The organism is Polynucleobacter sp. Adler-ghost (assembly GCF_018688495.1).
GTDB lineage: Bacteria > Pseudomonadota > Gammaproteobacteria > Burkholderiales > Burkholderiaceae > Polynucleobacter.
Window position 1 is genome coordinate 1669534 of record NZ_CP061320.1, and the last position, 23298, is coordinate 1692831.

Consider the following 23298-nt stretch of genomic DNA (forward strand, 5'->3'; position numbering starts at 1 on the left):
ATCCTTACCCTTTTTTATTAACGAGACGCAGAGCAAAAGGACCTAAGAGCGCTGAAATCGTATGGCGATGCTTTGCAAAGAATCGATAAGCTGCATTCCAAAATGGCTTGAGTAAAGGTCTAGAAAAAAGCCATGCAAGCTTTGGCAGATTAGCTCGACGATAGGCTTCTGAAAATACATCCACACCCTCAAGTAGTTCACCATCATCATATTGCGCGCACATGTAGGCTAAGGCTTGCGTGCAAGAGACCCCTACGCGTTCTGGAGAATACAAATCAGAATTGATATCAACAAAGCTCAGCAGTCCTGCTTCATTTCGCCCTGAAAGAAATTGAATTTCTGCCTGACATAAAGGGCAAAGACCGTCATAGAACATAGTGAGCTTTTTCATGACGTTTATTTTTGTTTGTACTGAGTTGAGCAGTAGGCGCGGTTTACCAATTTACTTCGCAGAGCGATATGCTTAGTTGATCTACCGGTGACTCGCTTACGCCATAATTCAAAAGAACTGCGTTTGAGATTTTTTCTCATCAAAGCAATCACTTGAGGCTCAGAATATCCAAAAGTAGCTTCAATGGCTTCAAAAGGAGTGCGATCCTCCCAGGCCATCTCAATCAACCTGGAAAGGTCTGCTTCTGAAAGCGCTTGGGGTAGGCGAGTTGTCATCAAGCAAGTTTAAGACTTATTCAATAAACTGGCTGAGACCCTACTCATTGCAAGTTTTTATGCCACTTATCCCCACACCCTTCCGCGCACTCGTGATTGGTTCCTCCGGAACCATCGGTGCCGCCTTTGAGGAGTTACTGGAGAATCATCCAGCATGTACTGAGGTGGTCGGCATACATCGCTCATCTCCTAGTCCAATTGATTATCAAGATCTCAGTACGATTGAAGAGGCAGCTAAGTCTTTCGCTGGAAAAGCGCCCTTTCAGCTGATGATTAATACCATTGGGATATTGCATTCTGCGGATTGGATGCCAGAGAAAAAACTAGATGACCTGAATGCTGAACAACTAGAAGCAATGCTACAGATCAATGCAATTGGTCCAGGCCTAACCATGAGGCACTTTTCCAAGCTACTAGATCCATCAGGATCTGTCATGGCAACCCTCTCAGCCAAAGTAGGTAGTATTGAAGACAATCGTCTCGGAGGTTGGTACAGCTATCGAGCCTCTAAGGCAGCACTCAATATGCTGATTAAGACGACTGCCATTGAACTTGCACGAACCAAACCGAATGCCGCACTCATAGCATTACATCCCGGAACAGTAAACTCTCGCCTATCAAAACCCTTTAAAGGTCAGCAAATTGGTCGGCCTCCCCTCGATGCCGCGCAAGATATGCTGAATGTCTTGCTCTCACTAGATAGGGAAGATTCAGGGACTTTTATTAGTTACTCTGGAGAACGCTTACCTTGGTAGGCTATCTATTTTTATGAAACTACGTTTATTCTTTTTCTTTATCACCTGTACCTTAGTTTTTACTCAGAGTAAATTGGCTACAGCGCAGAGTGAGTTAGCTAACAAGCTAAATGACGGTACGCATATTCTCTTAATGAGACATGCTGATGCGCCTGGCTATGGGGACCCAAAGAACTATCAAATCGGGCAATGCTCCACTCAGCGCAACCTTGGAGATCAAGGGCGAAAACAGGCTAAGAATACTGGTGACTGGCTATCGAGCCAAGGAATTGGACAGGCGAAGGTTTACAGCAGCCCCTGGTGTCGTTGTATTGATACGGCCACCCTGTTGAACAAGGGGGATGTAAAAAAAGAGGTAGCCTTAGGTTCATTTTTTGATGACATGAGTCAGGCAAAAAAGCAGACCGACGAACTCACAAAATTCATTGCAGCTGAGCGAAAACAGTTTCTAGGCACACCAATCATCATGGTGACACACCACGTCAATATTCAATCTTATGTTGGCGTGGTTATTAACTCAGGCGATATGGTCTTAGTGAAAGTTGATCCTACTGGAAAGCCTCTATCTTTCAAGCTATATCCAAGCCCCTAAAACCAGTCTATTTTTTCTCAAAGTAAAGAGTCTTTATGCAAGATACCGTCACCTTAAATGTATTGGGCCAACCTTTGGTACCCTGCTCCTTTGATCCTTTGACAGGATTTTTTAGAGATGGTTGCTGTAAAACTAATGAGCAAGATTTAGGTAGTCATTTGGTATGCGCTATTGTGACAAATGACTTTTTACAATTTAGCCTTAAAAGAGGGAATGATCTCATCACCCCACGCCCTGAATATCAGTTCCCAGGCCTCATAGCAGGCGATCAGTGGTGCCTTTGTCTTAACCGCTGGATCGAAGCCCTAGAGGCGAACTGTGCTCCCACAATTCAATTAGAAAGCACTCACGCTAGGGTATTGGATAAGGTATCAATGGAGGTCTTACTCCAGTACTCTCAGAGCCAGAGTCTTTGATATTCCCCTCGGGGATCGTGATCTTGTTCTTGCTTGGCGATATTGAAACGCCTGCCACCCCGCGGATCAGTTCCTAGCCCAGCCAAATACAACCAGTTACCTTGATTGCTATAGACGTCATAGTCAATCAGCTGAGACTCAAACCAAGCGGCGCCTAAACGCCAATCTCCCTGTAAATCGTAGATCCAGTAACTGGCAACTATCTGACGCATTCGATTAGATAAGTAACCGGTTTTAAGTAGCTCTAGCATTCCGGCATCTATCAGTGATTTACCAGTGCTACCAGTGCGCCAAGACTCGAAGTGCTGGTAGCCGCCTTTCGAGATCGGAGTCTCGCTCAAACCTGCTTCTCGATATAGTTGTATACCGTATTTAAAGTGTAGAAAACGGAAATAATCTCGCCATAGCAGCTCAAACCAAAGCCAGTAGGTGCCATCGTTTGCACCGTGAGTTTGTTCATATACATCTAATTTAGCAACAATTGTCCTTGCAGAAACGCAACCCAAGGCTAAGTAAGGAGAAAACTTGCTTGAATAGTCTTGTCCAATAAGTTGATTACGAGTTTCTTTATAGGTATCCGGCAAGCGTCTTGCAAGGTATTGTTTCAAGTGCTCTAGGGCGTTGCGCTCGCCACCCAAAAACTGATGCATCGAGTTATCTAATTCCTGAGAACTCTGCATTAGGGGTATCTGTGCAAGCTCTGGCAAGGCAGGAATTTTAGAAGGCGCTATCACTGGTGGTGAAAACTTCAAGCCGGCGTACTCTACTTTTTTACGAAACTGGGTAAACATATCCGGCATATCTTGAGCAGTAAAGGGTAAGCTCTCTGGCGACAACATGCTCGACTGCCAGAACTCCTGAAGTGTAATTCCCCGCCCTAGAATCTCTTGGCTCCGTCGGATTTCTTCTGGGGCTTCGATACGCTCACAATACACCGCATTGGCATGCGTATCTTGAGCTAACTGCGCAAGGATATCCGCCGGTTCGCCAGCATATTCCAGCAGATCGGATCCTAAAGCACGTAGCTGTACCCTTAAATCTTTCAAGGACTCCCTTAAAAAAGCCTTGCGATGAAATCCCTCTCTCGGAAAACCAAAAACATGAGCAGCTTGCGGGAGATGAATATAGATGGGTAGCAAACGGTCAGCACGATTACATGCCTCTAGCAAGGCAGGATTATCTATCAGCCTTAAATCATTTTTGAACCAATAAATCAGCGTACTCATTTACTTCATCCCAAGAGTGGCTGATGAAGATTTATTGGCTCGGCAAGTATCAGAGCAGTACTTAATAGACTCCCAATTTTTAGCCCAAGATTTACGCCAAGTCATTTCTTTGCCACAAGTGACGCATAACTTGCTCGGTAAATAGGATTTGTTTCCCTTAAATCCTGATTTTTCTATCTTGCTCATACCCACCTATTTAAAAACGAATAGACTTATCAACAAAATCACAAAAGAGAATGTATTGAAAGCTTTTTACGCAGATCATTATGTTTTACCACTTCCAGCCGGACACCGCTTTCCGATGGAAAAGTATGCACAATTGCGTGATCTAGTATCACAACTGGAAGACATCAAGCTTGAGAATGCCCCCGCAATTACCGACACTCAAATACTCTACGCTCATGATCCAGGTTATCTGATCAAAGTCTTGCAAGGCAAGCTCAGCACCCAAGAACAACAAGAAATTGGTTTTCCTTGGAGTACACAGATGGTGGAGCGCTCTCGAAGATCTGCAGGGGCAACTTTAGCAGCTGCGCAATCTGCACTTACAGAAGGAATAGCTGCCAATTTGGCTGGGGGAACACACCACGCTTACCGTAATAAGGGGAGTGGATTCTGCGTCTTTAATGACTCTGCCATTGCGGCTCGAGCACTCCAGAGAGAAATCAGCGCCAACTTGCAAGTAGCCATCATTGATCTAGATGTTCATCAGGGTAACGGTACCGCCTCTATTTTAGAAAATGACACTTCTATATTTACACTGTCGATTCACGGGGAAAATAACTTTCCTTTTACAAAAGAGCATAGCGATCTTGATGTTGGCTTACCAGACAAAACGGGGGATGATGCCTATTTAGCGACGCTGCATCAAAGCCTAGAAATATTAGATGTGCGCTTTAAGCCCAATTGCATTATTTACTTAGCTGGAGCTGATCCCCACGAAGGGGACCGCTTAGGAAAGCTTAGCTTGACTAAAGAAGGCATGCGACAGCGAGATGAGGTTATTTTTCAGTATGGCTTAGATCGCCAAATTCCAATTGCCTTTAGTATGGCGGGCGGATATGGCAGAGAAATTCAGTCAACTGTAGATATTCATTTTCAGACCATCCAAACTGCACTTCAGTTTCAACAGCAATACAGTTGAATTACCCTACAATACGCTTGCCATGATTTGCATTCGAGCCGCCATACTGTTATTGATCTTAACCAGACCAGTTCTATCATGGGCAATAGATTTGCAACCTAACGATATTGTTGCGCCACTACCCAATAAAAATTATGTCACGGTGAGTTACCTAAATACCGAGAACAATACGCTCTACCGGAATGGAAGCGCTGCATTAAGCAGCCCTATCATTGATACCCAGAGTGCAATTTTTCGTGGTACCAGAACGTATGATCTTGGCAACCTGCCAGCAGTCAGCTTTATTCAACTACCCTACGGATCTATTCAACCAGGGGGCTCACTAGCAAGTCAAGCAGGTAATACTGGGGTTGGTGATCTCACTATTGCAACAGCAATATGGCCGTATCACAACAGAGTCACCAGAACCTACCTTGGCCTAGCGGGATACCTTATTAGCCCAACGGGCAGCTATTCCAGTCAGCGAGCCTTTAATGTTGGTGAGAATCGCTTTCGCACGGACTTGCAGATGGGCTTTCAAACGCCGATCACCTCTAATGTAGATGGCATGATTGCGGTTGACACCATGTGGTTTGGTGGCAATAGTGAATGTGCTGCTGCATGTGGCTTAACTACCAACGGATCTTTGACTCAAAAGCCACTGACTACTACTCAGCTGGGCCCCATCTACCGTATCAATCAAATCTTTACCGTAGCAGCCTCTTACTTTTACGTTGCTGGAGGTGCAACCTCAATTAATAATAACTATCAAAATAATGTTGCCAATACGCAAAGATTCTTATTAAGTGGGCAAGCCCACACACCGATTGGAAGAATCTCTTTGCAATACGGACGTGATACAGAAATCAAAAACGGCTTTGTTCAAACGCGCTTGCTTGCCATCAGAATCATGAAAGAGTTTTAACCACAAATTCACGCTGATTGGCATTAGTCAATACCGATTAGCTTTGTAAGTAGTCCAGTATTTCTGCATCTCAATAAATAGAAATGAAGCAGACCAAGTAATTAAGATGAAGCCGGTCAGCGCTTCCACTCCAGTCAAATAGCGAAGGTAGCCTTGCGCCACAATCTCGCCGTAACCTAAAGTTGTGAAGGTAACAAAAGACAGGTAGGCGCAATCCAACAAAATGCCATGACCTGAAAGCTCACCAACGAGACCGCCCATGACAGGGAACTGCAAGGTAAAGAAGTAACCTAAGGCAAACAGCCAGATCTCCACTACATGCGCCATGAAGATGGCACCAACGCCAACGAATACCCGAAAACGCGGTGCAATGTGAGCTATTTTGGGCAGCAGCTTATCAAGCTGAAAAAGAGCCTCATAATGCAATAGGATCGCAATAAGTGCCAAAGATCCATTGATGATGAAGGCAGTGATGAGCAACATCATTAAATTATCCCCCATTTTCAGGGGGATAAATAATCAACCAGTAATAACGGTATCGCCTTTTAAGGCATCTACTTTGGCAAAGTACTTTTTAGCATATGCCAATAGCTGGCCATCACTCGGATGATCAACAGTCTCAATACCAACTATTTTTTCAGCAATGCCATGATCATGTTTAGTAGCATGCTTCATCAAATCCAATTTTGTAGAGCCTGGCCCCACTATCAAAATCTCTTTAGATTCCATCACCGCTTGAATAACTTCATGCAAGTAATGTTGATCTGGTTCAGCACGCGCGCCACTAACAGAGCCACTTTTATGATGGACGTTTTTATGGGTAGATCTGGTCTTAATGACCTCGCTCTCACTAGCGGTGGGATTGAAATAAATAACATGCGCTTCTTGATGGTCAATCCAAATGACTGAGTGATTAAATGACATATATTTTCTTTCTAATTAATGCAACGGGATACAAAATTAATAAAAACAATTAATCTAAAATGAGATCATGGCTAAATAGGTGCACAGCTCCATCTACAGTATGACCATTCAGAATCTTTTGCTCAGCTATCGAGAGTAGCTTTAATTGATGCGTTTTAAATAATTGCAAAGTATTTTTTTCAACACCCTCGGGGTCTAAGTCCTGAAGAGCTTCATAACTAAAACTGCATTTAAAAGCTTTGCCATCCAAGATGGCTGGATAAGAGATATCACCAGTTTTTAAAAGGGATGCAGGACCAACAAATTCAAGCTTCATATAGACTCACCTTATCAAGAGTAATCAAACAACCCTAATAGTCTGAACCTAATTAGGGAAGTGTACTTGATATAAATCAAATAACCTCAGCACTATTTTTCCTGCTTGCCAAGTATTGAACGCCATTGCTACCATAGCGCTCAGTATGAACTTGATTTGCTAATAGGCGAAACACTTCGCCAGAAATATAAGCCGTCCTGACGCCATCAACCACTAGGTCAATTTGCCCAGAAAGCACCAAGGCCTGGACCTCGAATGGATGTGTATGAGCATCCAAAAATCCGCCCGCCTCTCGCTGCACCAAGGTTGGCTCCGGAAATCCATCCAAGACCAACATGCTCATAAATTGCTCTTTAGTCATCTGAGAAAGCTAAACCAGTTCACTGATTTCAATCAGATTTTGGTCAGGGTCACGCACATACACTGAATTAATCTTTGAGGTAGCGCCAGTCCGAATGATGGGTCCCTCAATAATGAGCCAACTCTCTTTATTCAGTTTTTCAATCACTTGCACCAAAGGTCTATCAGCAATAAAACATAAATCCAAGGAACCCGGTGTCGGAATATCCGCTTTAGGCTCAAACTCCTTGCCCTTAATATGCAGATTAATTTTTTGATTGCCAAACTTAAATGCTTTGCGTTCAACTGGTGGCGTTCCACCAATAAAACTCTCTAATTTCATTCCTAAAACTCGGGTATAAAAATCTACGCACTCACCCTCATTGGCGGTAGTTAATACCAAGTGGTCAACATGATCAATCATCTCATTTAACCCTCTCAATCAGCTTCAATCCTGGCGGTCTTCACCACTGAGGTCCATCTGATATTTTCAGTCTTAATAAACTCATCCAACTGCTTAGGATTCATGTAGACAGCCTCAGCACCCATCTCTACTGCCTTTTGTTTAAATGCCGGTTCGGCCATTACTTTAGCGATTTCAGTTGTCAGTTGATTCACAATAGATGCAGGTGTATTGATTGGGGCAAAAACCGCAAACCATGATGTCGCATCCAGTTTTGGTAAGCCTGCCTCGGCAGCCGTAGGAACATCAGGCAAGCTCTGCAAACGCTTCTTGCCTGTTGTTGCTAATGCTCGTAGTTTGCCAGTTTGGATGTGGGGAATAAATGGTGGAGGCGTTCCAAATGTTAAATCAACCTGGCCACCTAATAAATCAGCTAATGCCGGACCGGTACCTTTGTAAGGAATATGGGTCATTTTGATACCAGCCTGCTGCTCCAACATCGCGCCAGTAACATGTTGTAGGGAGCCATTGCCTGAGGATGCGTAATTCAACTTCCCAGGATTTGCTTTTGCATAGGAGATGAGTTCTTTCATCGTCTTAAATGGCAAGTCTGCACGTACCACCACAATTTGCGGTGCTGAGATCACATTCGCTACAGGCTGAAAATCTTTCAGCTCCCATGGCAAAGGATTTTTACTAACCAAAGGCGTAATCACGTGATAGCCAGAATACTGAACCAGCAAAGTGTAGCCATCAGGATCAGCCTTCTTCACGGCTGTAGCTGCAATCGCACCAGATGCTCCTGCTTTGTTTTCAACCACAATCGTTTGACCCAAAGCGGTCCCAAGAGGAAGAGCCAACACCCTAGCTGTGAAATCTGTTGTACCACCCGGAGCAGAAGAAGCAATAAATGTAATCGGACGATTCGGATACTTCCCCGAATCCTGACCGTAGCTAGAAATTGATACTTGACTCAACAGAATCAAGACCAATATGTTGATCCGAGAAAAATAGGTGCGCATTGGATTAACTTTCAATTTAGGTAGATCAAATTAACGTAAATCTTCAACATAAGCAGGGGTGGGATGTAAATCACAGATACCGCCAGCCTTAGCAACCTGCCCTGGAACAGGATGACCAACAATCAAGGGGAGCTCACGAGCTAAGCTCAGTAATTTAAGGATATTGATGCCCGTGTCGTAACCCATGGCATCGAGCATATGAATAGCGTCTTCACTAGAGATATTGCCACTAGCGCCCGGCGCATAGGGACATCCGCCCAAGCCGCCAAGAGAACCATCAAACCGAGTGATGCCTGACTGAACTGCTGCAAGCACGTTTGCTAAGCCCATTCCTCGTGTATTGTGAAAATGAAAAGTCAACTGCAAGTTACCAAACTGCTTTTGCAAATCATCTGCCATTTTTGCAACCTGAGCAGGATGCGCCATTCCGGTGGTATCGCAAATAGTGACGCCACGTACGCCCAGATCTGCAAATCGTTGAACAAATTCTTCTACTACGCTTTGTGGTACATCACCTTCCATAGGGCAACCAAATGCAGTAGATAGGGATACATTGATTGGGGTTCTACCGTTTACATAACGGATTACCTCAGCCAATCCAGAAAAACTTTTTTCTCGACTCATTCGCAAATTAGCCAAGTTATGGGTTTCAGAAGTCGACATGACGAGATTGAATTCATCTGCGCCTGATTCAAAAGCGCGCTCTGCACCACGTAGATTAGGAACTAGGACGGTGTATTCAACACCAGATATACGCGAAATTCTGCCCATGACTTCTTCTGCATCACGCAGCATAGGAATAGCTTTAGGCGAGGTAAATGAGGTCACCTCAATCTTGGCGAATCCACACTGGCTAAGCTCATCTACCAGCTTAACCTTGTCATCCGTCGGAATGAAATTGGGCTCAATCTGAAATCCGTCCCTAGTCACAACGTCATTGAAATAAATTCTAGTCATAAGATTGAACCATTTGCTTAAATTGCTGGTTATTTAGTGAATGCAATGCCGCGCGCTTTTAAGGATGCTACCTGAGTCTCTGTTAAACCAATACTTTGCAAAATTTCATCAGTATTCTCTCCAATATCCGGAGCCAGGGTTTTAATTGATCCAGGGGTACGCGAGAGCTTTGGTAGCACGTTTGGCACATCTAATCTAGTTCCATCGCGCATCTGAATATGTTCAATATTGCCACGGGCTTTGTAATGCGGGTCGCTGGCAATATCTGCTACGGTATATATTTTCCCCGCAGGAACGGCCACCGTATCTAGCAACCCCAGAGCTTGATCAGTCGTCATTGTTTGTGCCCAAACACCAATTGCCTGATCCAATTCTGCAACACGAGCCACTCTGCCATCATTATTTTCAAGCGCTGGGTCATTCGCTAAATCTGCTCGGCCAATCAAGTTCATCAGACGCTTAAAGATACTATCGCCGTTCCCAGCAACCAGTACATAACCGCCATCGGCACAAAGGTAGGCATTACTTGGGGCAATGCCAGGTAAGGCACTGCCGCCCGCCTGTCTAACTTCACCAAAGGCACTGTATTCGGGTATCAAGCTTTCCATGCAATTAAAGACTGCTTCATATAGAGCAATATCAATTACTTGACCTTTACCACTCTGGTGACGCTCTTGAAGTGCTAACAAAATTCCGATCACACCGTGCAGCGATGCTAATGTATCGCCGATGCTAATGCCGACACGAACAGGCACCCTTCCTGGCTCAGCAGTTAAATGTCGCAAACCACCCATCGCCTCTGCCACTACACCAAATCCTGGCTTATCTCGATAAGGGCCAGTTTGACCATAGCCACTAATTCTCAAAACAATCAGCCTAGGGTTGAGTTCAAGCAATTTCTCTGGATCAAGGCCCCAGCCCTCTAGGGTGCCTGGCCGAAAATTCTCGATCAGGACATCCGCTTCTGTAATTAAGGTACGAGCAATTTCCTGAGCTTCAGCTTGCTTTAAATCCAATGAAAGAGAGCGCTTGTTGCGCGATTGAACTTGCCACCAGACTGAAGTGCCATCTTTTAGCAAACGCCATTTTCTTAGAGCATCGCCTGTATTCGGCGGCTCAATCTTGATGACATCAGCACCAAAATCACCCAGTGTTTTTGCAGCAAATGGACCAGCGATTAGCTGGCCCATCTCAATGACTTTTAACTTAGCTAATGGCTCCATATTTATCCTCAAATAGGCTATGTTTTAATAAATTATGCTCTTTTAGCCTACTTGGAATTGAGTGCCGATCTAATTTGCTGGACATCCATTTACTAACTGTTTTCCAGCAATGCGATCTTTAATCCAAGCAAGATACATCGGAGCTGAGACACCGGGAGTAGAAAAGTGAGTTTGCTCTCCTGGTAACTGAATTCTCTGAACATTTGCACCCATAGTGCACATCTGCTTTTGATATAGCTCATGCTCAATTGGGGGAACTGCAGTATCTTTGGTGCCCCAGTAAATAACGACTGGCGCTACAGGCTTTACTGGCTTCACACTCCCATCAATTAATGCCTTCACCCAAGCCAAGGAGTTGCTGGGCTGCGGCTTTAATAAAGACTTGTACTTGTCTCCATAAGCATAATTAAAAGAATCCGCCATCACATGGACGCATTTATTGCCAGCCAATTTATCTACAAACCTTGCACCTTCATCAGTCAGAATGTCTGTTAACTTGAGATGTGGATATGCAGCTTGAGTACCCCAAAGACCCATTACATAGTGGGCGAATAAAAATATATTCGGGACATTGGCTTGAGTAAATTCATTTATCAACTTATTCGCACCAGCCTCATCAGTCGGCGGGTTACGGAGCATCGCTGCTTGATCATCCGGCGCCAAGCCAACAAATCCAAGGTATTGAAGGTTATCGGCAGCTGTACCTTGAAGCGCTTGGTAGCCAGGCAAACTTGCAGCAGCAATAATTGCCCCTCCACCCTGTGACCAGCCATAAGCAATTGCTTTCTTGCCAGCACCAAGTTCCTTCATTGAGCTTGCCGCTCTTACAGAATTAATCACATCTCTACCATTAGTAGCTGCAACAGCATATTGATGCTTACCGCCACCACCTAGCCCCTGATAATCCGTAGCAATGATCACATACCCTTCCTTGATAAATTGCTCAACATTCGGAATACCGTAGTCAGTCCAAGAGTTACCATCCGCCAAGAAATATTCATTCAAAGGAGCAGTTGGGTCAATAATTTGGGAAGGGCCACAATTTTGAGCCGAGCCTGTAGTGCCATGCGCCCAAGCCAAAATAGGTCTACCTTCTTTTGGGGGAACCCCCAAAGGGGCTATAGCAACACCGGTGGCAATGGTCTTACGCTCACCAACATCAGAGGAAATATAAGCAACTCTCCATGCTTGTGCGCCCTTGACAGATGTTTTAATTTTTTCTTGCTTTAGGATTTGTCCCAATTTCCCTTCGGGACTCATTTTTATTACAGCATCATAAAAAGGAGGAACCGGTGGAACTGCTTGTGCGCACGAGGGAGTTAAGCCAATAAAAAATATTGGCAATAAAAATACTTTGAATAAATTTTTCATAAAAAATCCTGTAAACACAATCAATCTAACAAATGCCCAGTCTTAACAAATATGGTACATCCCTCTTTACTGAAAGGCTGATGCAAACTCAGGTGAGGACTTCTGATCCATGATCCAGCAGGATAGCGTCCATGCTCATCTTCAAACACACCATCGACTACAAAAATTTCTTCACCACCATAGTGCTTATGTGGATTGAAATAGGTTTGGGGAGCCCATCGAACTAAAGTTGAGCCATTACCCTGCCGCATGAGCGGCATCACATGAAGGCCAGGCACCATGCCTTGATACCAAGGAGCTGATTTTGTATCAATGAGCTCTCGCTCCACATGCTCAACTCCAAGATGTCGCAGTTTCACAAAAAGAGTGCAGCCAGTTTTACTATGAGGCGCATGAGAAGATCCAGGAGGATTCATGATGTAGGTGCCAGCAGGATAATCGCCAGTCTCATCACTAAATACCCCATCCAGCACCAATATTTCTTCACCAAATTCATGACTGTGCGTTGGAAAATGAGAATTGGGTAAATACCGAACGATCGAAGTTGCCTTTGCGATTTCATCGCCAATTCGATCAAGCATGCGTCTCTCAATACCCGCCTCAGGGCTAGGAATCCAAGGTAGATCATGATGATTAATCACGACTCTCTTACTGTAGTCGGAGTTGATATTCATTTATTAGATTCAGATATTTAAAAAGATGACTAACGGTAGCAAGCAATTAAGACGAGCGCTTAGTACACTCAATTTAACCTATCGATCGTTTTTCTTGCAACATCCTTTACCCAAGGTTGCTTGTTCCAGTGCTTTTGGGCAAAAGTATCAATTTCTGCCTTGTATTTCAAGGTAAGGCCAATCACATCCAATCCCTCCAAGAACATTCGGCGATGTCTTGCTGACATGGGAAATGTGAACTCATGATGGGTAGTGCGAACCTTTAGGTTTTCAATATCGATATCCACACTTATTGGCGCACCCTTATCATCAGCCTCTTTCATGAGGGCTTGCACTTGATCTTCAGGCAACACAACCAACAATAGGCCGTTCCCCATTGCATTGGAGTAGAAAATCTCTGCAAAGCTGGAAGCAATGACCGCCTTAAATCCAAACTGCTGCATTCCCCAAACGGCATGTTCACGACTAGAGCCACAGCCATAGTTGGGACCGGCAAGCAAAATATCTGTTTTTGCATAAGCTGGCTGGTTTAAAAAGAAGTTTTGTTTTGGCTCCCCACGCTCATCAAAGCGCAGATCATAAAATAAGCCCTGCGCTAAGCCAGCCTTATCAATACCGCGTAAAAATTGCTTTGGCATGACTTGGTCTGTATCAAAATTGGCAATGCGCAATGCGGCGGCATACCCATGAATTTTAGATAGCTTATGCATTGACAGCTCCTTGTAATTTACGCACATCTGTAATCTTGCCTGTAACTGCGGCGGCGGCGGCCATAGCAGGACTCATCAAATGGGTAATGGCGCCTCTACCTTGACGACCTTCAAAGTTGCGATTAGTTGTGGAGGCACAGCGTATGCCAGCAGCCAGAACATCATCGTTCATGGCAAGACACATAGAACAACCAGGCTTACGCCATTCAAAACCAGCAGCAATAAGCTTGTCAGCAATCCCCTCTTTTTCAGCCTGGGCTTTAACGGCGCCAGAGCCTGGCACAACCATTGCTCGAACACCAGCCGCTACTTTGCGATCACCGATTGCAGTAAGCACATTCCGTAGATCTTCAATGCGGCCATTAGTACATGAGCCGATAAATACGTGGTCAATTGGTGTGCCCTCTAAGGTTTGACCATCAGATAACTGGGTATATCTCAATGCTTGTTCAAGACTCAACTTATCAAGCGGATCCTCAAAAGAATCCTTGGTCGGAATAGCGGCGTTAATCGCAATGGCCTGGTCTGGACTGGTTCCCCAAGTTACAAAGGGTGCCATATTACTTGCATCAAATGCATATTCTTTTTCAAAATGCGCATCTTTATCTGAATATAAGCTTGCCCAATACGCTAATGCACGCTCTTTCATCTCACCCGTAATATCAGGACATCTTGCCAACACGTAATCAATGGCTGTTTTATCTGGTGCAATCAAGGCCCCTCGAGCACCTGCCTCCACTGCCATATTGCATAAGGTAAAGCGTGCCTCAGTACTCAAGTCTATTAATGCAGATCCACTGAACTCGACTACGTAGCCAATTGCACCTTTAGCACCAATTTGACTAATGATGTTCAATATCATGTCTTTAGAGGTAGTACCAACTGGTAATGTGCCGTTGATCTTGATGTGCATATTTTTAGCTAAGCGGTATACCAAAGTTTGGGTGGCTAGAACATGCTCAACTTCGGATGTGCCAATACCAAAACCTAAGGCTCCTAAGGCTCCGTAGGTAGTAGTGTGACTATCGCCACAAATGATCACCATACCCGGACGTACCATGCCATGCTCGGGGGATACGACATGCTCAATGCCTTGCAATGGATGATTGGTATCAAACAAAGGAATATTGTGCTTCACACAATTTTTCTTCAGGTTGAGGGCTTGCAAAGAAGAGGCTGGATCAGCAATCTTTCTAGGCATTTCATTATGGGTGGGGATGATGTGACTAACAACAGAGATGTTTTGCCCTGGCATTAGCACTCCACGATCTTTTTCATCCAGACCTGAAAATGCTTGTGGACTGGTGTATTCATTCATCAAATGTAAATCGCAAAAGAGCAGTACATTCTCCTCATCTAAGCTTGCTACTGTATGTGAATCTACTATTTTTTGATACAGAGTTTTAGCGCTCATCATCAACTGTCCCGATTTAAAAATGTCAGTACTTTTTCCAGCAGAATATCGGGCGCCTCCTCTGGAAGGTAGTGCCCACAAGGCAAGGTCTCACCAATCACACTTCGACAAATCGCCTGCCACTCCTGGAGGGGCTTGAAGCATTTATCAACTACTCCGTCTGCACCCCAAAGTACCATTGTTGGCATCTCCAACTTCCTGCCAGCTGCAATATCTTCGCGATCGTGGATTAAATCAATTCCAGCTGCGGCGCGGTAATCCTCACACATGCCATGAGCTGCTCCAGGCAGGGCAATGCAACGCATATATTCAGCTAAAGCCCTAGGGTCAAAGGGTTTTAGTCCAGCATGACGCCTACCCATTAAATCCCGAATATAAGCCGCAGGATCCGCCTCAATGAGTCGCTCCGGTAATGGAGAGGGTTGTATTAAAAAGAACCAATGCCAGTAAGCTTTAGCAAATGCATCATTGGTTTTTTCATACATAGAGAGGGTTGGAGCAATATCGAGCATGATCAAGCTTCTGACTGAGGCTGCATGATCCATCGCTAAACGATGGGCGACCCGTGCACCACGATCGTGCGCCAGCACATCAAAACGATTAAAACCAAGTTGCTGCATGACTTCTACCTGATCCTGCGCCATCACTCTCTTTGAATAATTACTATGGTCACTTGTGCCTTGTGGTTTAGAAGAGTCCCCGTAACCCCGCAGATCCGTCATTACTAATGTATGGCTCTTCATAAGCTCTGGCGCAACCTTGTGCCAAATGGCGTGGGTTTGGGGATGCCCATGTAATAGCAATAGTGGTGAGCCAGCCCCGCCCACATGGCCAGTAATTTGAACCCCATTTACCTCAAAAACACGCCCCTGAAATCCTGGAAATAATGCATCTAATGACATAAGTACCATTCGTCTATTGATTTAACCTACAGCAATACTAAGCTGATTTATCTTTACCTTTAAGCTGGATGAAATATAAAAAAGTACCAGTCTTAGATTTTTGTTATTTTTGCTGAGCCACTAGGAATTGAACTAAAGATTAAAAGATTGCGGTTTGCATATCTTTCACTACTACAGCATTTTCCTTGCGCGGCTAAATTAAGCCTGCATATAGCCATATCTTAAGTTTGTTCTTCCATCGCCATGCTGGTCATAATTCATCTTTGCTAAAGCAACCTTATCAGTCATTAAAGCTGCTCGTTGTGCAGCGGTAAAGTTATAGAGCCGTGCAGAATTCTCACCGAAGATCGCCCGCTTGACTGGCCCATCTGCAGCCCCCAGTGGATTAAAACCATATCTTTTCTGCATATCCTCAGGAATTTCTAATCTGCGCAAGGCCTCAATTTGCCACTGAGGAGAGCCAGTCCAAATGGCGTCAGTACCCCAAACAACATGATCTGCTCCCAAGCCTTGAATTAGCTGACCCAACATCGCAGCACATAGTCTTGGCTCCGCAATAGTGCTTTGAGCAAAAATTTGACCTAAGTCGCCATAGATATTTGTGACGCCAGTTTTTTGTGGGATTTGAGCTAAATCTGTCACCCAATCAATTCGACCAGATTGTCTAAATTGCTCCCAACCTATATCCCAAGTGCCGCCCGTATAACGAAATGCTGAATGATAAATAATAAAATTTAATTGAGGCCAATCTTTGGCAGCTTTCGCAACATCATCTACTTTTGCATAAGCTAATAGGTGAGGATATTGCTGCGTGATAGATGGCGGATAAAGGCCCTTATGAACACAGACATTCGCTAAGCTTGGCTTGTCTTTACTCCATTTTGCTAACTTTTCATAAAAAGGATAGAGTAATTTTTCATCATCAAGACGCCAAGGATGTTTTGAAAGCTGCTTATTTGTGTTGTCACCGATGGTGTAACCCTTAAAAGAATCTGGCTTTAAATTTTCATGATCCGCTTCGGCCTTTTCTAGCCAACCTGACATTCCCGGCATAAAAATTGCGTGTGAGAACATTCTTTTGGTACCGGATTCTTGATTGACCGATTGACGAGCCTGCGCCTTCATGGCGTTAGTTAAAAACCAATCTCGAGGATCCTCGGATCCAGAACCAGAAATCAATGCCACTTTAGTATCGCTATCTAAGTAAACCTCTTTAAAGTAATTCGCGAACTTCAAGTCATCCAATGTTTGTGGCTTGCCTACTAAAGCAGGATTCCATGAGGCTTTGCCAACGGCCTCACGAGATCTTACAAAGCCCTCTAACCTAGTATCGTCACGTAGGAAATGGGTATGCATATCCATGATGAACTGATCTTTTAATACGAGAGCCCTTTCATTGGCCAGCTCTGGTGTTGCCGCCTCTGCATGGCTAACGCTATATAGCGGACCAAAAGTGTCATTCATTGCAAGAAAAGCTGCTGCCATTCCTGCGGCACTTTGAAAAAATCGGCGGCGCGGTATTCCCTGATTCTTCGCAAGCGTTGTACCAATATCCTTAATACGACTTTCAAATTCTTTTTGCTTAGGCGTCTGCGCACCAGGCAAAAACTCGTCACTTGAAATTGCCTGGGTAGGTATTGGTGAGCGAAAGTGCGCTCTTTCTGCTGGAATTAATCTTGCAATTTCATCAGGGCTCATCATAGCTTAAGCTTCCTTTAGTTAAATTAAAGCAATACACATTGATGCTTTTAATTCAGTCAACCCATTATTCACAGTTATTTCATATTTTTCTTATTTGGTTTTCAAAATCAAAAATTTGGAGGCAATGTACTAAGCACCTCGTTACTCCAAAGTACTTTTAAATAATGTTATTGGGGTGTTACCTTAATTAATGCTTGTTCAATTAATCACATCTCAGGATCAACAAACAACATTTTTAATTACTTCTATTTATGTTTATATAAAAATTTGATCCACAAAACCCCGAAGATCCATCTCAAAATCAAGACCAGCGACAGGTGGTCTAGCAAAGTGCCAATTGAGACCACTATGCAAATATCCTTGCTTAGCAAACACCTCTTCCACTAAACCACCTATGTTGTGAACTGAGTATGCTTGAGCACTAGTCACATCACTCCAATCAAATCCAAGACTTTTTAGGCGCTTAGTCATTTCATTGGAAACAAATTCCATTTTCAATTTCAAGCCTGAGTTAGAGGTATCGCCGTAAGCAATAATCCTGTCTCGGTAAGGTTCAGAACCTGATCTAGCATCTCCGCCGCCAGATAAAATAAAACCGCCAGGAGATTTACTACTTGTCGGTACAGTATAGGCAAATGAATACATTGCGACCTCAGTTGGCCCAAAATATTCAGGGCAAACATTGGTTCTAGCCACCGGGCTTATAAAAGAATGTTCCTTTGACTCCGCTTGATAAATTCCCCATTGTTCAAGAGTATTTACATACTTTCTATTGAAATCAATAAATCCTTGATCATCAAACTGCTTCGGGGACCTGAGTTCACAATGTGCAAATGCAGATAATGGACGACCTATTTTTTTCAGATGATTCGCTATGCAAATGAATGCCTCGTTCATGGGAAGCAATGATTTAAATCTAGCTTGAATTAACTGAAAACCTGGTTCGGCAGCAATGCCGGCAGAATACTGAAAGACACTTGGAAGGTAGCGATATCCACCCTCTTTAAACACAGCCATGGAATACATAATTACCCCGTCAGTCAGACTGCATTTTTGTAGATTTCACAATTCGCTCGTATTTTAGGATTTCAGATTGAATATGCTCTTGGAACTTAGCGGGGCTACCGCCAATAACTTCAATCCCTCTGTCGCTAAAGTTCTTTTTTACAGCAGGATCCTGCAAAGCCTTATTAATGGCTAGATTCATTCTATCCACAGCATCCTTTGTCATACTACTTGGCGCAACAATGCCATACCAGGAGTCTGTTTCAAATGTGGGAAATCCTTGTTCAGCAATAGTGGGGATTTCAGGAGCAAGAGGTGCTCGAGTTAAATAGGTAGTCCCGATTGCCTTAATTTTTCCAGATTTAATATACGGCAGAAAATCCGGTAAGTTTCCAAACATCAAATCCACATTACCGGCAATCAAATCAGTTAATGCTGGACCTTGCCCGCGATAAGGAATATGCACTACATAAATTCCGGCCATGGATTTCAGCATCTCGCCTGCGAAATGAGCTGTTGTGCCATTGCCAAATGAAGCGTAAGAAAGTTTTCCTGGGTTTTTCTTTGCGTAATCAATCAGCTCTTTTAAATTATTCACAGGCAAACTAGATTTCACGGCCAAGACATTCGCCGTACGTGCCATCAAAACGACTGGTTGCAAATCTTTTGTAGTGTTATAGGGCAGAGTTTTAAGCAAAGATTGGTTTACTGTAAAACTATTAGCAACGCCTCCAACAGTCAGATTGTCTGTCGCCTTAGCGGTTGCATCCACGCCAATTACTGTTCCTGCACCTGGCTTGTTATCCACAATTACAGGTGAGCCTAAAGACTTAGAGATTTCCGGGGTAACTGTTCGAACCACAGAATCTAATGTACTGGCTCCACCCGGGAAAGGAACAATGACTCTAACGGTGTGCCCATTTGGCCAGTTCGTCTGCGCCGATGACCCAAAAGAAATTGCCCAAAATAAAACTGCAATACTACGAATCAGAAGTGCTCGTTCAATCGTTAGCATGAGTAATCCTATTGAATATCGGTGAGAAGATAAAAATCAGGAAAAAATATTAGTCATAAAACTTACATCGATCATTAAACATGGCCATACTTTTTTAATGCATCTGCAAGACTTAAACCATTAGCAATATCGATCCGAATATTCTTTTCAATTGCGGTTAATCGTTCTGATTCAACCAAAACAGATTCGACATGCTCCATTGGGATCACAATCGCACCATCGTCGTCACACAAAATAAAGTCGCCCGGCCTAACAATGACATTGCCGCCATCATGCCCACGCATATAAACAGGCACCTGACTGGCAGTTACCTTCCAGCGTCCAATAGATTGAACCGGGGTTCGATAGCAAGCAAAAACTGGGAACTGATGCTCACCAATCCATCGAACATCTCGTATACCTCCGTCAAGCAATGCCCCAACCGAACCACGCTCTTTCATGCCAAGGGCAATTAATTCTCCAAAATAACAAATTCCGTTGCCATCTCCACTCCACACACTAATTTCACCTGAAGAGATCCCTTGGCAAGCAGTCATTTTGTCAGCATCACCCCCCTGTGGATAGGGTGTCATTTGTCCGCGAATCGTATAAGCCCACCCTGCCATTCTTTTTGTTGTGTCTGGAAAAGGTGAAAATTGCGAGGATAGGCCTTGTTGTAGAAGGTTCATATTATCCAAGACGTCAGCAACATTAGAGGTATCAACCTCTAGATAACGAAGGCGTATCTCTTCTTTTTTGGCCGCTGTAAAAGTCATTAATCTTCCTTTATTTTATTTTTAGGTTCCAACTTGGAATGTTGACAACATCTTACGCAGCATGGCAACTACACTTTGCGCAACGATACGTCCAGTTTTAGGATTTTCTGAGGGGATATTCTCCATTTTCATGGAAAATTTTGCAGAATCTGACTCAACTGTAATCGTATGCGTATTTCTTACTACAGTAGGGTCTGCCCAAATTTCTAAATGAGTTTTCTCAGGGCCAACACCCGCCAAAGCCAAAGCCACCACTACATTCAGGTTCGCAGGAAAACCTTTAGCAGCTTCCCTTGCATTCCCTGAAAATACTTTTAATGGCTCAGTAAGCCCATCTACTGAAATATTATTCTCAATTAAATGAGGGGCACCCTTCAATCCTAAAGGAGGCTTATTAGTTACCATTTTGACTGAAAATATTTCTCCTTCAGCCGCAGCGATCATTGCATCCAAACCAATTAGAGCGCCTGTTGGCACCATGATAGTTCCACCTGTAGTTTTTGCCAGTTCAATTAATTCAGGTTTAAATAGAATGGCGCCAACAGATAAAACTATGGCTTTTTTCTTGGCGCGCAAAAAGGGACTAATGATATCCCCCAATAATTCTGCTGGCGCACATTCAACCACTACATCAGCCTCTGGCTCTAAGTCTGAAATCGAAAGCACCTTAACCGGATAAGCAAGCGTATTTACAAAATCTTTTGCCTTGTCATGATTTTTTGCTGATACTGCTGTTAACACCACCCCCGGAATACTCCCGCTAGTTAAACTGCTGGCCAAGGATTTTCCAATTGCCCCCAATCCAGCAATCGCCACTCTAAGTGGTTTAGTTGTAGTCTCCATAGGTACTCTCTGATTTAGTTTTTATATTTGAATTAGGATACCTAATAATTAAAAAAAAATATAGTGAAATGGCTATCTACAAAAAACAAAACCCCCACCATTTCTGATGAGGGTTTGCTTTTCTGGTGGGCCCACCAGAACTTGAACCTGGGACCAAAGGATTATGAGAGCAGAAGCCCATGATAGATCCATATAAACAGGGGGGTCTGCGGGTGGTCTGTGTCGGTGTGTAAGTAAATGTGTAAGCAAATTCACGCATTTACTAGAAGAGCTAGATCGCTCTTTGGTTTTCAAAACCACAGGAATTTTGGAGCAACCATCTAGCACATCGTTGCTCCAAAGGACTTTTTTTAAATAAAGATTTTTATTATCTATTCAAAAAATTTTCAACCGATGTTCGATGCTCTACAGAACTAAAACACATTCCTAGAGCCATATTACTTTGAGAAAAAATATCCTCAAGCGAAGACTCTATACTTTTATTAATAATACGTTTACTCAGCATGAAGGCAGGCTTGGCTGTGTCTTTAAATGTATTAGCCCATTGTTTAGCATTCTCGAGTAAGCCCCCTGGATCTGAGTAGCGATCTACGATGCCGATTGTCATTGCCTCTTCAAATTTGACCCTTCTTCCTGAGAAGATTAAATCTTTAGCCAAGCTCATTCCAACTCGTCGAGGTAAAAAATACATCCCACCTCCATCTGGAATCACCGCTCTGTCAATGTATGACCAGCAAAACAACGCATTTTCACTGGCAATAATGAAATCACATGCTAGCGCTAAATCAGCACCCAATCCAAAAGCTGAGCCATTTACAGCAGCAATAATGGGTTTTGGCATATTGTGAATCAGCGTAATCATTCGCTGAATTTCTTGATGTCTCTTCCATCCCTTGATAGCTATTTCGCCAGCTGGAATCTCAAGCCTTTTAGCCATCGCCTCAATATCACCGCCCGCACAAAAACTAGCACCATTTCCACTTAAAATAACAGCGTATATGCTCTCATCATTTGATACCGACTCAAGAGCATTGAGAAGCTCATGTCTTATCTGATCGTTCAAGGCGTTGTGCTTACTTGGTCTATTAAGAAAAAGAAATGCCACGCCATCATCAACTCTTAAATCAATACATTCATAATTCATTGAAAGACCCCTTTAAGGATTATTGTTTTTATAAAGTGCTTAAGATTTTCTGCTGATAAAAATTCTTCCACTATCCTTTTCAATATTATGTTTTGCTTCAAGTAAATGCGGAATAATAAATTGATGAATCTCTTGCTGCGAAAGCTTTGAACCACTGAGAGTGCAATTTAGCGCAATAGTTGGATCATCACTACTTCCAACCCTAAGCGGGACTGATACAGCGCATACATTTGGCTCCCAGTCACCAAGACTCAGGCAGTATGAATTTTTTTCAAAAAAAACTTTATCTCGATTAAAGTGATGTAGGTCCCTACGATACTGGGTCGGATAAGTAATCTTTATTCTATTTAAAATAGCGTTCTGATCTTTTTCCGAGGAGGCGAGTAAAAGAGCACGCCCTATCGAAGTAGTTAAAAGTGGCCTACTACTTCCAATATCTGGCTTTAAAAAATTCCGTCGATCAAGTCGCATTGCGTCTATATATACAACTTCAAGACGTCCAAGCATCCCTAAATTAACCGTCCATTTTGTTTTGGTAGCCAACTGCTCCATATGAGGGCGAGCTAAATGTCGAATTTCTAGGCCAGCCAACATGGGATAACCCAACATTAAAACTCCAGGTCCAAGGCGATATTTTTGTAATCTATCCACCTTCAATAAGTAACCCAATTTTTCAAGTGTGTAAGTTAGACGCGAAACTGTTGCCTTAGGGAGCGAAGTTCTTTCACATAACTCTTTGTTGCCCAATAATTGGTCAGCAGGATTAAACGCCCTCAGCACTTCTAGGCCCCTACTTAGATTTATTGCAAACTGACGATCGATCATGCCTTTTAGCCCCTTTCAAGGTCTACACATCCTTATTCTTTTCCCGGTGGAT

At 43.5% G+C, this 23298-nt stretch carries 29 protein-coding genes; 5 read left to right on the forward strand and 24 right to left on the reverse strand.

Going from position 1 to position 23298, the window contains the following annotated elements; all coding sequences use genetic code 11:
* Window positions 1-4 precede the first annotated feature (4 nt).
* Window positions 5-391, reverse strand: coding sequence for a thiol-disulfide oxidoreductase DCC family protein (locus ICV89_RS08720; RefSeq protein ID WP_215308243.1), 387 nt, complete (start codon window positions 389-391; stop codon window positions 5-7).
* Window positions 392-396: 5 nt separating this feature from the next.
* The gene (locus ICV89_RS08725) at window positions 397-666 is read right to left on the reverse strand and encodes a TIGR03643 family protein (protein WP_215308245.1); all 270 of its coding nucleotides are present in this window, start codon (window positions 664-666) and stop codon (window positions 397-399) included.
* Window positions 667-725: 59 nt separating this feature from the next.
* Here ICV89_RS08725 and ICV89_RS08730 point away from each other — a divergent pair, with 59 nt between their 5' ends.
* The 3 genes from ICV89_RS08730 to ICV89_RS08740 are packed head-to-tail and all read left to right on the forward strand — an operon-like array spanning window position 726 to window position 2429.
* Window positions 726-1421 carry an SDR family NAD(P)-dependent oxidoreductase gene (locus ICV89_RS08730; protein ID WP_215308247.1) on the forward strand — a complete coding sequence of 232 codons (696 nt, stop codon included), beginning with the start codon at window positions 726-728 and terminating at the stop codon, window positions 1419-1421.
* 13 nt (window positions 1422-1434) lie between these two features.
* The gene (locus ICV89_RS08735; RefSeq protein WP_215308249.1) at window positions 1435-2013 is read left to right on the forward strand and encodes a histidine phosphatase family protein; all 579 of its coding nucleotides are present in this window, start codon (window positions 1435-1437) and stop codon (window positions 2011-2013) included.
* Between the two features lie 35 nt (window positions 2014-2048).
* Complete coding sequence (locus tag ICV89_RS08740) at window positions 2049-2429, forward strand: DUF2237 family protein (protein WP_215308251.1); 381 nt, start codon at window positions 2049-2051, stop codon at window positions 2427-2429.
* Here ICV89_RS08740 and ICV89_RS08745 read toward each other — a convergent pair.
* Together ICV89_RS08745 and ICV89_RS08750 are read right to left on the reverse strand one after the other, a co-directional pair.
* Window positions 2411-3655: a DASH family cryptochrome gene (locus ICV89_RS08745; protein WP_215308253.1), complete on the reverse strand. Its 1245-nt coding sequence runs from the start codon at window positions 3653-3655 to the stop codon at window positions 2411-2413. The two genes, ICV89_RS08740 and ICV89_RS08745, sit on opposite strands and share 19 nt — an antisense overlap.
* The gene (locus tag ICV89_RS08750; RefSeq protein ID WP_215308255.1) at window positions 3656-3841 is read right to left on the reverse strand and encodes a DUF2256 domain-containing protein; all 186 of its coding nucleotides are present in this window, start codon (window positions 3839-3841) and stop codon (window positions 3656-3658) included. It abuts the gene before it with no gap.
* 55 nt (window positions 3842-3896) lie between these two features.
* Between ICV89_RS08750 and ICV89_RS08755 the strand changes: the two genes are divergently transcribed.
* Both ICV89_RS08755 and ICV89_RS08760 read left to right on the forward strand, forming a co-directional pair.
* Window positions 3897-4799: a histone deacetylase gene (locus ICV89_RS08755; protein ID WP_215308256.1), complete on the forward strand. Its 903-nt coding sequence runs from the start codon at window positions 3897-3899 to the stop codon at window positions 4797-4799.
* A gap of 91 nt (window positions 4800-4890) precedes the next feature.
* Window positions 4891-5703, forward strand: coding sequence for a transporter (locus tag ICV89_RS08760; RefSeq protein WP_215308258.1), 813 nt, complete (start codon window positions 4891-4893; stop codon window positions 5701-5703).
* 27 nt (window positions 5704-5730) lie between these two features.
* Here the strand turns inward: ICV89_RS08760 and ICV89_RS08765 are convergent, their stop codons facing one another.
* The 20 genes from ICV89_RS08765 to ICV89_RS08860 form a co-directional block, all read right to left on the reverse strand.
* On the reverse strand, window positions 5731-6189 hold the full coding sequence (locus ICV89_RS08765) for an ion channel (RefSeq protein ID WP_215308260.1): 459 nt from the start codon (window positions 6187-6189) through the stop codon (window positions 5731-5733).
* A 33-nt stretch (window positions 6190-6222) separates the two neighbouring features.
* The gene (locus ICV89_RS08770) at window positions 6223-6627 is read right to left on the reverse strand and encodes a translational machinery protein (protein WP_215308262.1); all 405 of its coding nucleotides are present in this window, start codon (window positions 6625-6627) and stop codon (window positions 6223-6225) included.
* 49 nt (window positions 6628-6676) lie between these two features.
* Window positions 6677-6943, reverse strand: coding sequence for a DUF1488 family protein (locus tag ICV89_RS08775; RefSeq protein ID WP_215308264.1), 267 nt, complete (start codon window positions 6941-6943; stop codon window positions 6677-6679).
* A gap of 76 nt (window positions 6944-7019) precedes the next feature.
* The gene (locus tag ICV89_RS08780) at window positions 7020-7286 is read right to left on the reverse strand and encodes a cupin domain-containing protein (RefSeq protein WP_251370825.1); all 267 of its coding nucleotides are present in this window, start codon (window positions 7284-7286) and stop codon (window positions 7020-7022) included.
* Window positions 7287-7313: 27 nt separating this feature from the next.
* Window positions 7314-7706 carry a VOC family protein gene (locus ICV89_RS08785; protein ID WP_215308268.1) on the reverse strand — a complete coding sequence of 131 codons (393 nt, stop codon included), beginning with the start codon at window positions 7704-7706 and terminating at the stop codon, window positions 7314-7316.
* A 14-nt stretch (window positions 7707-7720) separates the two neighbouring features.
* On the reverse strand, window positions 7721-8707 hold the full coding sequence (locus tag ICV89_RS08790) for a tripartite tricarboxylate transporter substrate binding protein (RefSeq protein ID WP_215308270.1): 987 nt from the start codon (window positions 8705-8707) through the stop codon (window positions 7721-7723).
* A gap of 30 nt (window positions 8708-8737) precedes the next feature.
* The gene (locus ICV89_RS08795; RefSeq protein ID WP_215308272.1) at window positions 8738-9664 is read right to left on the reverse strand and encodes a hydroxymethylglutaryl-CoA lyase; all 927 of its coding nucleotides are present in this window, start codon (window positions 9662-9664) and stop codon (window positions 8738-8740) included.
* Window positions 9665-9693: 29 nt separating this feature from the next.
* Entirely contained in the window at window positions 9694-10887 is a 1194-nt protein-coding gene (locus ICV89_RS08800) for a CaiB/BaiF CoA-transferase family protein (protein WP_215308274.1), read from the reverse strand.
* A gap of 69 nt (window positions 10888-10956) precedes the next feature.
* The gene (locus ICV89_RS08805; RefSeq protein WP_215308276.1) at window positions 10957-12258 is read right to left on the reverse strand and encodes a lipase family protein; all 1302 of its coding nucleotides are present in this window, start codon (window positions 12256-12258) and stop codon (window positions 10957-10959) included.
* 20 nt (window positions 12259-12278) lie between these two features.
* Window positions 12279-12932, reverse strand: a complete 654-nt coding sequence (locus ICV89_RS08810) for a cupin domain-containing protein (protein WP_215308278.1) — start codon at window positions 12930-12932, stop codon at window positions 12279-12281.
* A 68-nt stretch (window positions 12933-13000) separates the two neighbouring features.
* Window positions 13001-13642, reverse strand: a complete 642-nt coding sequence (leuD, locus tag ICV89_RS08815; RefSeq protein WP_215308279.1) for a 3-isopropylmalate dehydratase small subunit — start codon at window positions 13640-13642, stop codon at window positions 13001-13003.
* Complete coding sequence (gene leuC / locus ICV89_RS08820) at window positions 13635-15056, reverse strand: 3-isopropylmalate dehydratase large subunit (protein WP_215310383.1); 1422 nt, start codon at window positions 15054-15056, stop codon at window positions 13635-13637. Before leuC ends, leuD begins: the two co-directional genes overlap by 8 nt.
* A 2-nt stretch (window positions 15057-15058) precedes the next feature.
* Window positions 15059-15958 carry an alpha/beta fold hydrolase gene (locus tag ICV89_RS08825; RefSeq protein WP_215308281.1) on the reverse strand — a complete coding sequence of 300 codons (900 nt, stop codon included), beginning with the start codon at window positions 15956-15958 and terminating at the stop codon, window positions 15059-15061.
* Window positions 15959-16156: 198 nt separating this feature from the next.
* Window positions 16157-17659 (reverse strand): amidohydrolase family protein, encoded by a 1503-nt coding sequence (locus ICV89_RS08830; protein ID WP_215308283.1) that lies wholly within the window; start codon window positions 17657-17659, stop codon window positions 16157-16159.
* Between the two features lie 255 nt (window positions 17660-17914).
* Window positions 17915-18676: a hypothetical protein gene (locus tag ICV89_RS08835; protein WP_251370826.1), complete on the reverse strand. Its 762-nt coding sequence runs from the start codon at window positions 18674-18676 to the stop codon at window positions 17915-17917.
* A 19-nt stretch (window positions 18677-18695) separates the two neighbouring features.
* Window positions 18696-19679, reverse strand: coding sequence for a tripartite tricarboxylate transporter substrate binding protein (locus ICV89_RS08840; RefSeq protein WP_215308287.1), 984 nt, complete (start codon window positions 19677-19679; stop codon window positions 18696-18698).
* A gap of 74 nt (window positions 19680-19753) precedes the next feature.
* A complete protein-coding gene (locus ICV89_RS08845) occupies window positions 19754-20434 on the reverse strand; it encodes an RraA family protein (protein ID WP_215308289.1) in 681 nt (226 codons plus the stop codon).
* Window positions 20435-20455: 21 nt separating this feature from the next.
* Window positions 20456-21277 (reverse strand): aspartate dehydrogenase, encoded by an 822-nt coding sequence (locus tag ICV89_RS08850; protein WP_215308291.1) that lies wholly within the window; start codon window positions 21275-21277, stop codon window positions 20456-20458.
* A gap of 367 nt (window positions 21278-21644) precedes the next feature.
* Window positions 21645-22421 (reverse strand): enoyl-CoA hydratase/isomerase family protein, encoded by a 777-nt coding sequence (locus tag ICV89_RS08855; RefSeq protein WP_215308292.1) that lies wholly within the window; start codon window positions 22419-22421, stop codon window positions 21645-21647.
* 39 nt (window positions 22422-22460) lie between these two features.
* Window positions 22461-23246: an IclR family transcriptional regulator gene (locus tag ICV89_RS08860; protein ID WP_215308293.1), complete on the reverse strand. Its 786-nt coding sequence runs from the start codon at window positions 23244-23246 to the stop codon at window positions 22461-22463.
* Between the last annotated feature and the right edge of the window lie 52 nt (window positions 23247-23298).

Bases quoted from the DNA above. Each gene is read 5' to 3' on its own strand.
- ICV89_RS08720 (WP_215308243.1), bottom strand. From the start codon at position 391: ATGAAAAAGCTCACTATGTTCTATGACGGTCTTTGCCCTTTATGTCAG.
- ICV89_RS08790 (WP_215308270.1), bottom strand. From the start codon at position 8,707: ATGCGCACCTATTTTTCTCGGATCAACATATTGGTCTTGATTCTGTTG.
- ICV89_RS08810 (WP_215308278.1), bottom strand. From the start codon at position 12,932: ATGAATATCAACTCCGACTACAGTAAGAGAGTCGTGATTAATCATCAT.
- ICV89_RS08780 (WP_251370825.1), bottom strand. From the start codon at position 7,286: ATGAGCATGTTGGTCTTGGATGGATTTCCGGAGCCAACCTTGGTGCAG.
- ICV89_RS08825 (WP_215308281.1), bottom strand. From the start codon at position 15,958: ATGTCATTAGATGCATTATTTCCAGGATTTCAGGGGCGTGTTTTTGAG.
- ICV89_RS08840 (WP_215308287.1), bottom strand. From the start codon at position 19,679: ATGCTAACGATTGAACGAGCACTTCTGATTCGTAGTATTGCAGTTTTA.
- ICV89_RS08740 (WP_215308251.1), top strand. From the start codon at position 2,049: ATGCAAGATACCGTCACCTTAAATGTATTGGGCCAACCTTTGGTACCC.
- ICV89_RS08765 (WP_215308260.1), bottom strand. From the start codon at position 6,189: ATGATGTTGCTCATCACTGCCTTCATCATCAATGGATCTTTGGCACTT.
- ICV89_RS08800 (WP_215308274.1), bottom strand. From the start codon at position 10,887: ATGGAGCCATTAGCTAAGTTAAAAGTCATTGAGATGGGCCAGCTAATC.
- ICV89_RS08805 (WP_215308276.1), bottom strand. From the start codon at position 12,258: ATGAAAAATTTATTCAAAGTATTTTTATTGCCAATATTTTTTATTGGC.
- ICV89_RS08770 (WP_215308262.1), bottom strand. From the start codon at position 6,627: ATGTCATTTAATCACTCAGTCATTTGGATTGACCATCAAGAAGCGCAT.
- ICV89_RS08855 (WP_215308292.1), bottom strand. From the start codon at position 22,421: ATGAATTATGAATGTATTGATTTAAGAGTTGATGATGGCGTGGCATTT.
- leuD (WP_215308279.1), bottom strand. From the start codon at position 13,642: ATGCATAAGCTATCTAAAATTCATGGGTATGCCGCCGCATTGCGCATT.
- leuC (WP_215310383.1), bottom strand. From the start codon at position 15,056: ATGAGCGCTAAAACTCTGTATCAAAAAATAGTAGATTCACATACAGTA.
- ICV89_RS08785 (WP_215308268.1), bottom strand. From the start codon at position 7,706: ATGATTGATCATGTTGACCACTTGGTATTAACTACCGCCAATGAGGGT.
- ICV89_RS08835 (WP_251370826.1), bottom strand. From the start codon at position 18,676: ATGGCTGTGTTTAAAGAGGGTGGATATCGCTACCTTCCAAGTGTCTTT.
- ICV89_RS08845 (WP_215308289.1), bottom strand. From the start codon at position 20,434: ATGACTTTTACAGCGGCCAAAAAAGAAGAGATACGCCTTCGTTATCTA.
- ICV89_RS08795 (WP_215308272.1), bottom strand. From the start codon at position 9,664: ATGACTAGAATTTATTTCAATGACGTTGTGACTAGGGACGGATTTCAG.
- ICV89_RS08850 (WP_215308291.1), bottom strand. From the start codon at position 21,277: ATGGAGACTACAACTAAACCACTTAGAGTGGCGATTGCTGGATTGGGG.
- ICV89_RS08860 (WP_215308293.1), bottom strand. From the start codon at position 23,246: ATGATCGATCGTCAGTTTGCAATAAATCTAAGTAGGGGCCTAGAAGTG.
- ICV89_RS08830 (WP_215308283.1), bottom strand. From the start codon at position 17,659: ATGATGAGCCCTGATGAAATTGCAAGATTAATTCCAGCAGAAAGAGCG.
- ICV89_RS08750 (WP_215308255.1), bottom strand. From the start codon at position 3,841: ATGAGCAAGATAGAAAAATCAGGATTTAAGGGAAACAAATCCTATTTA.
- ICV89_RS08725 (WP_215308245.1), bottom strand. From the start codon at position 666: ATGACAACTCGCCTACCCCAAGCGCTTTCAGAAGCAGACCTTTCCAGG.
- ICV89_RS08745 (WP_215308253.1), bottom strand. From the start codon at position 3,655: ATGAGTACGCTGATTTATTGGTTCAAAAATGATTTAAGGCTGATAGAT.
- ICV89_RS08735 (WP_215308249.1), top strand. From the start codon at position 1,435: ATGAAACTACGTTTATTCTTTTTCTTTATCACCTGTACCTTAGTTTTT.
- ICV89_RS08775 (WP_215308264.1), bottom strand. From the start codon at position 6,943: ATGAAGCTTGAATTTGTTGGTCCTGCATCCCTTTTAAAAACTGGTGAT.
- ICV89_RS08730 (WP_215308247.1), top strand. From the start codon at position 726: ATGCCACTTATCCCCACACCCTTCCGCGCACTCGTGATTGGTTCCTCC.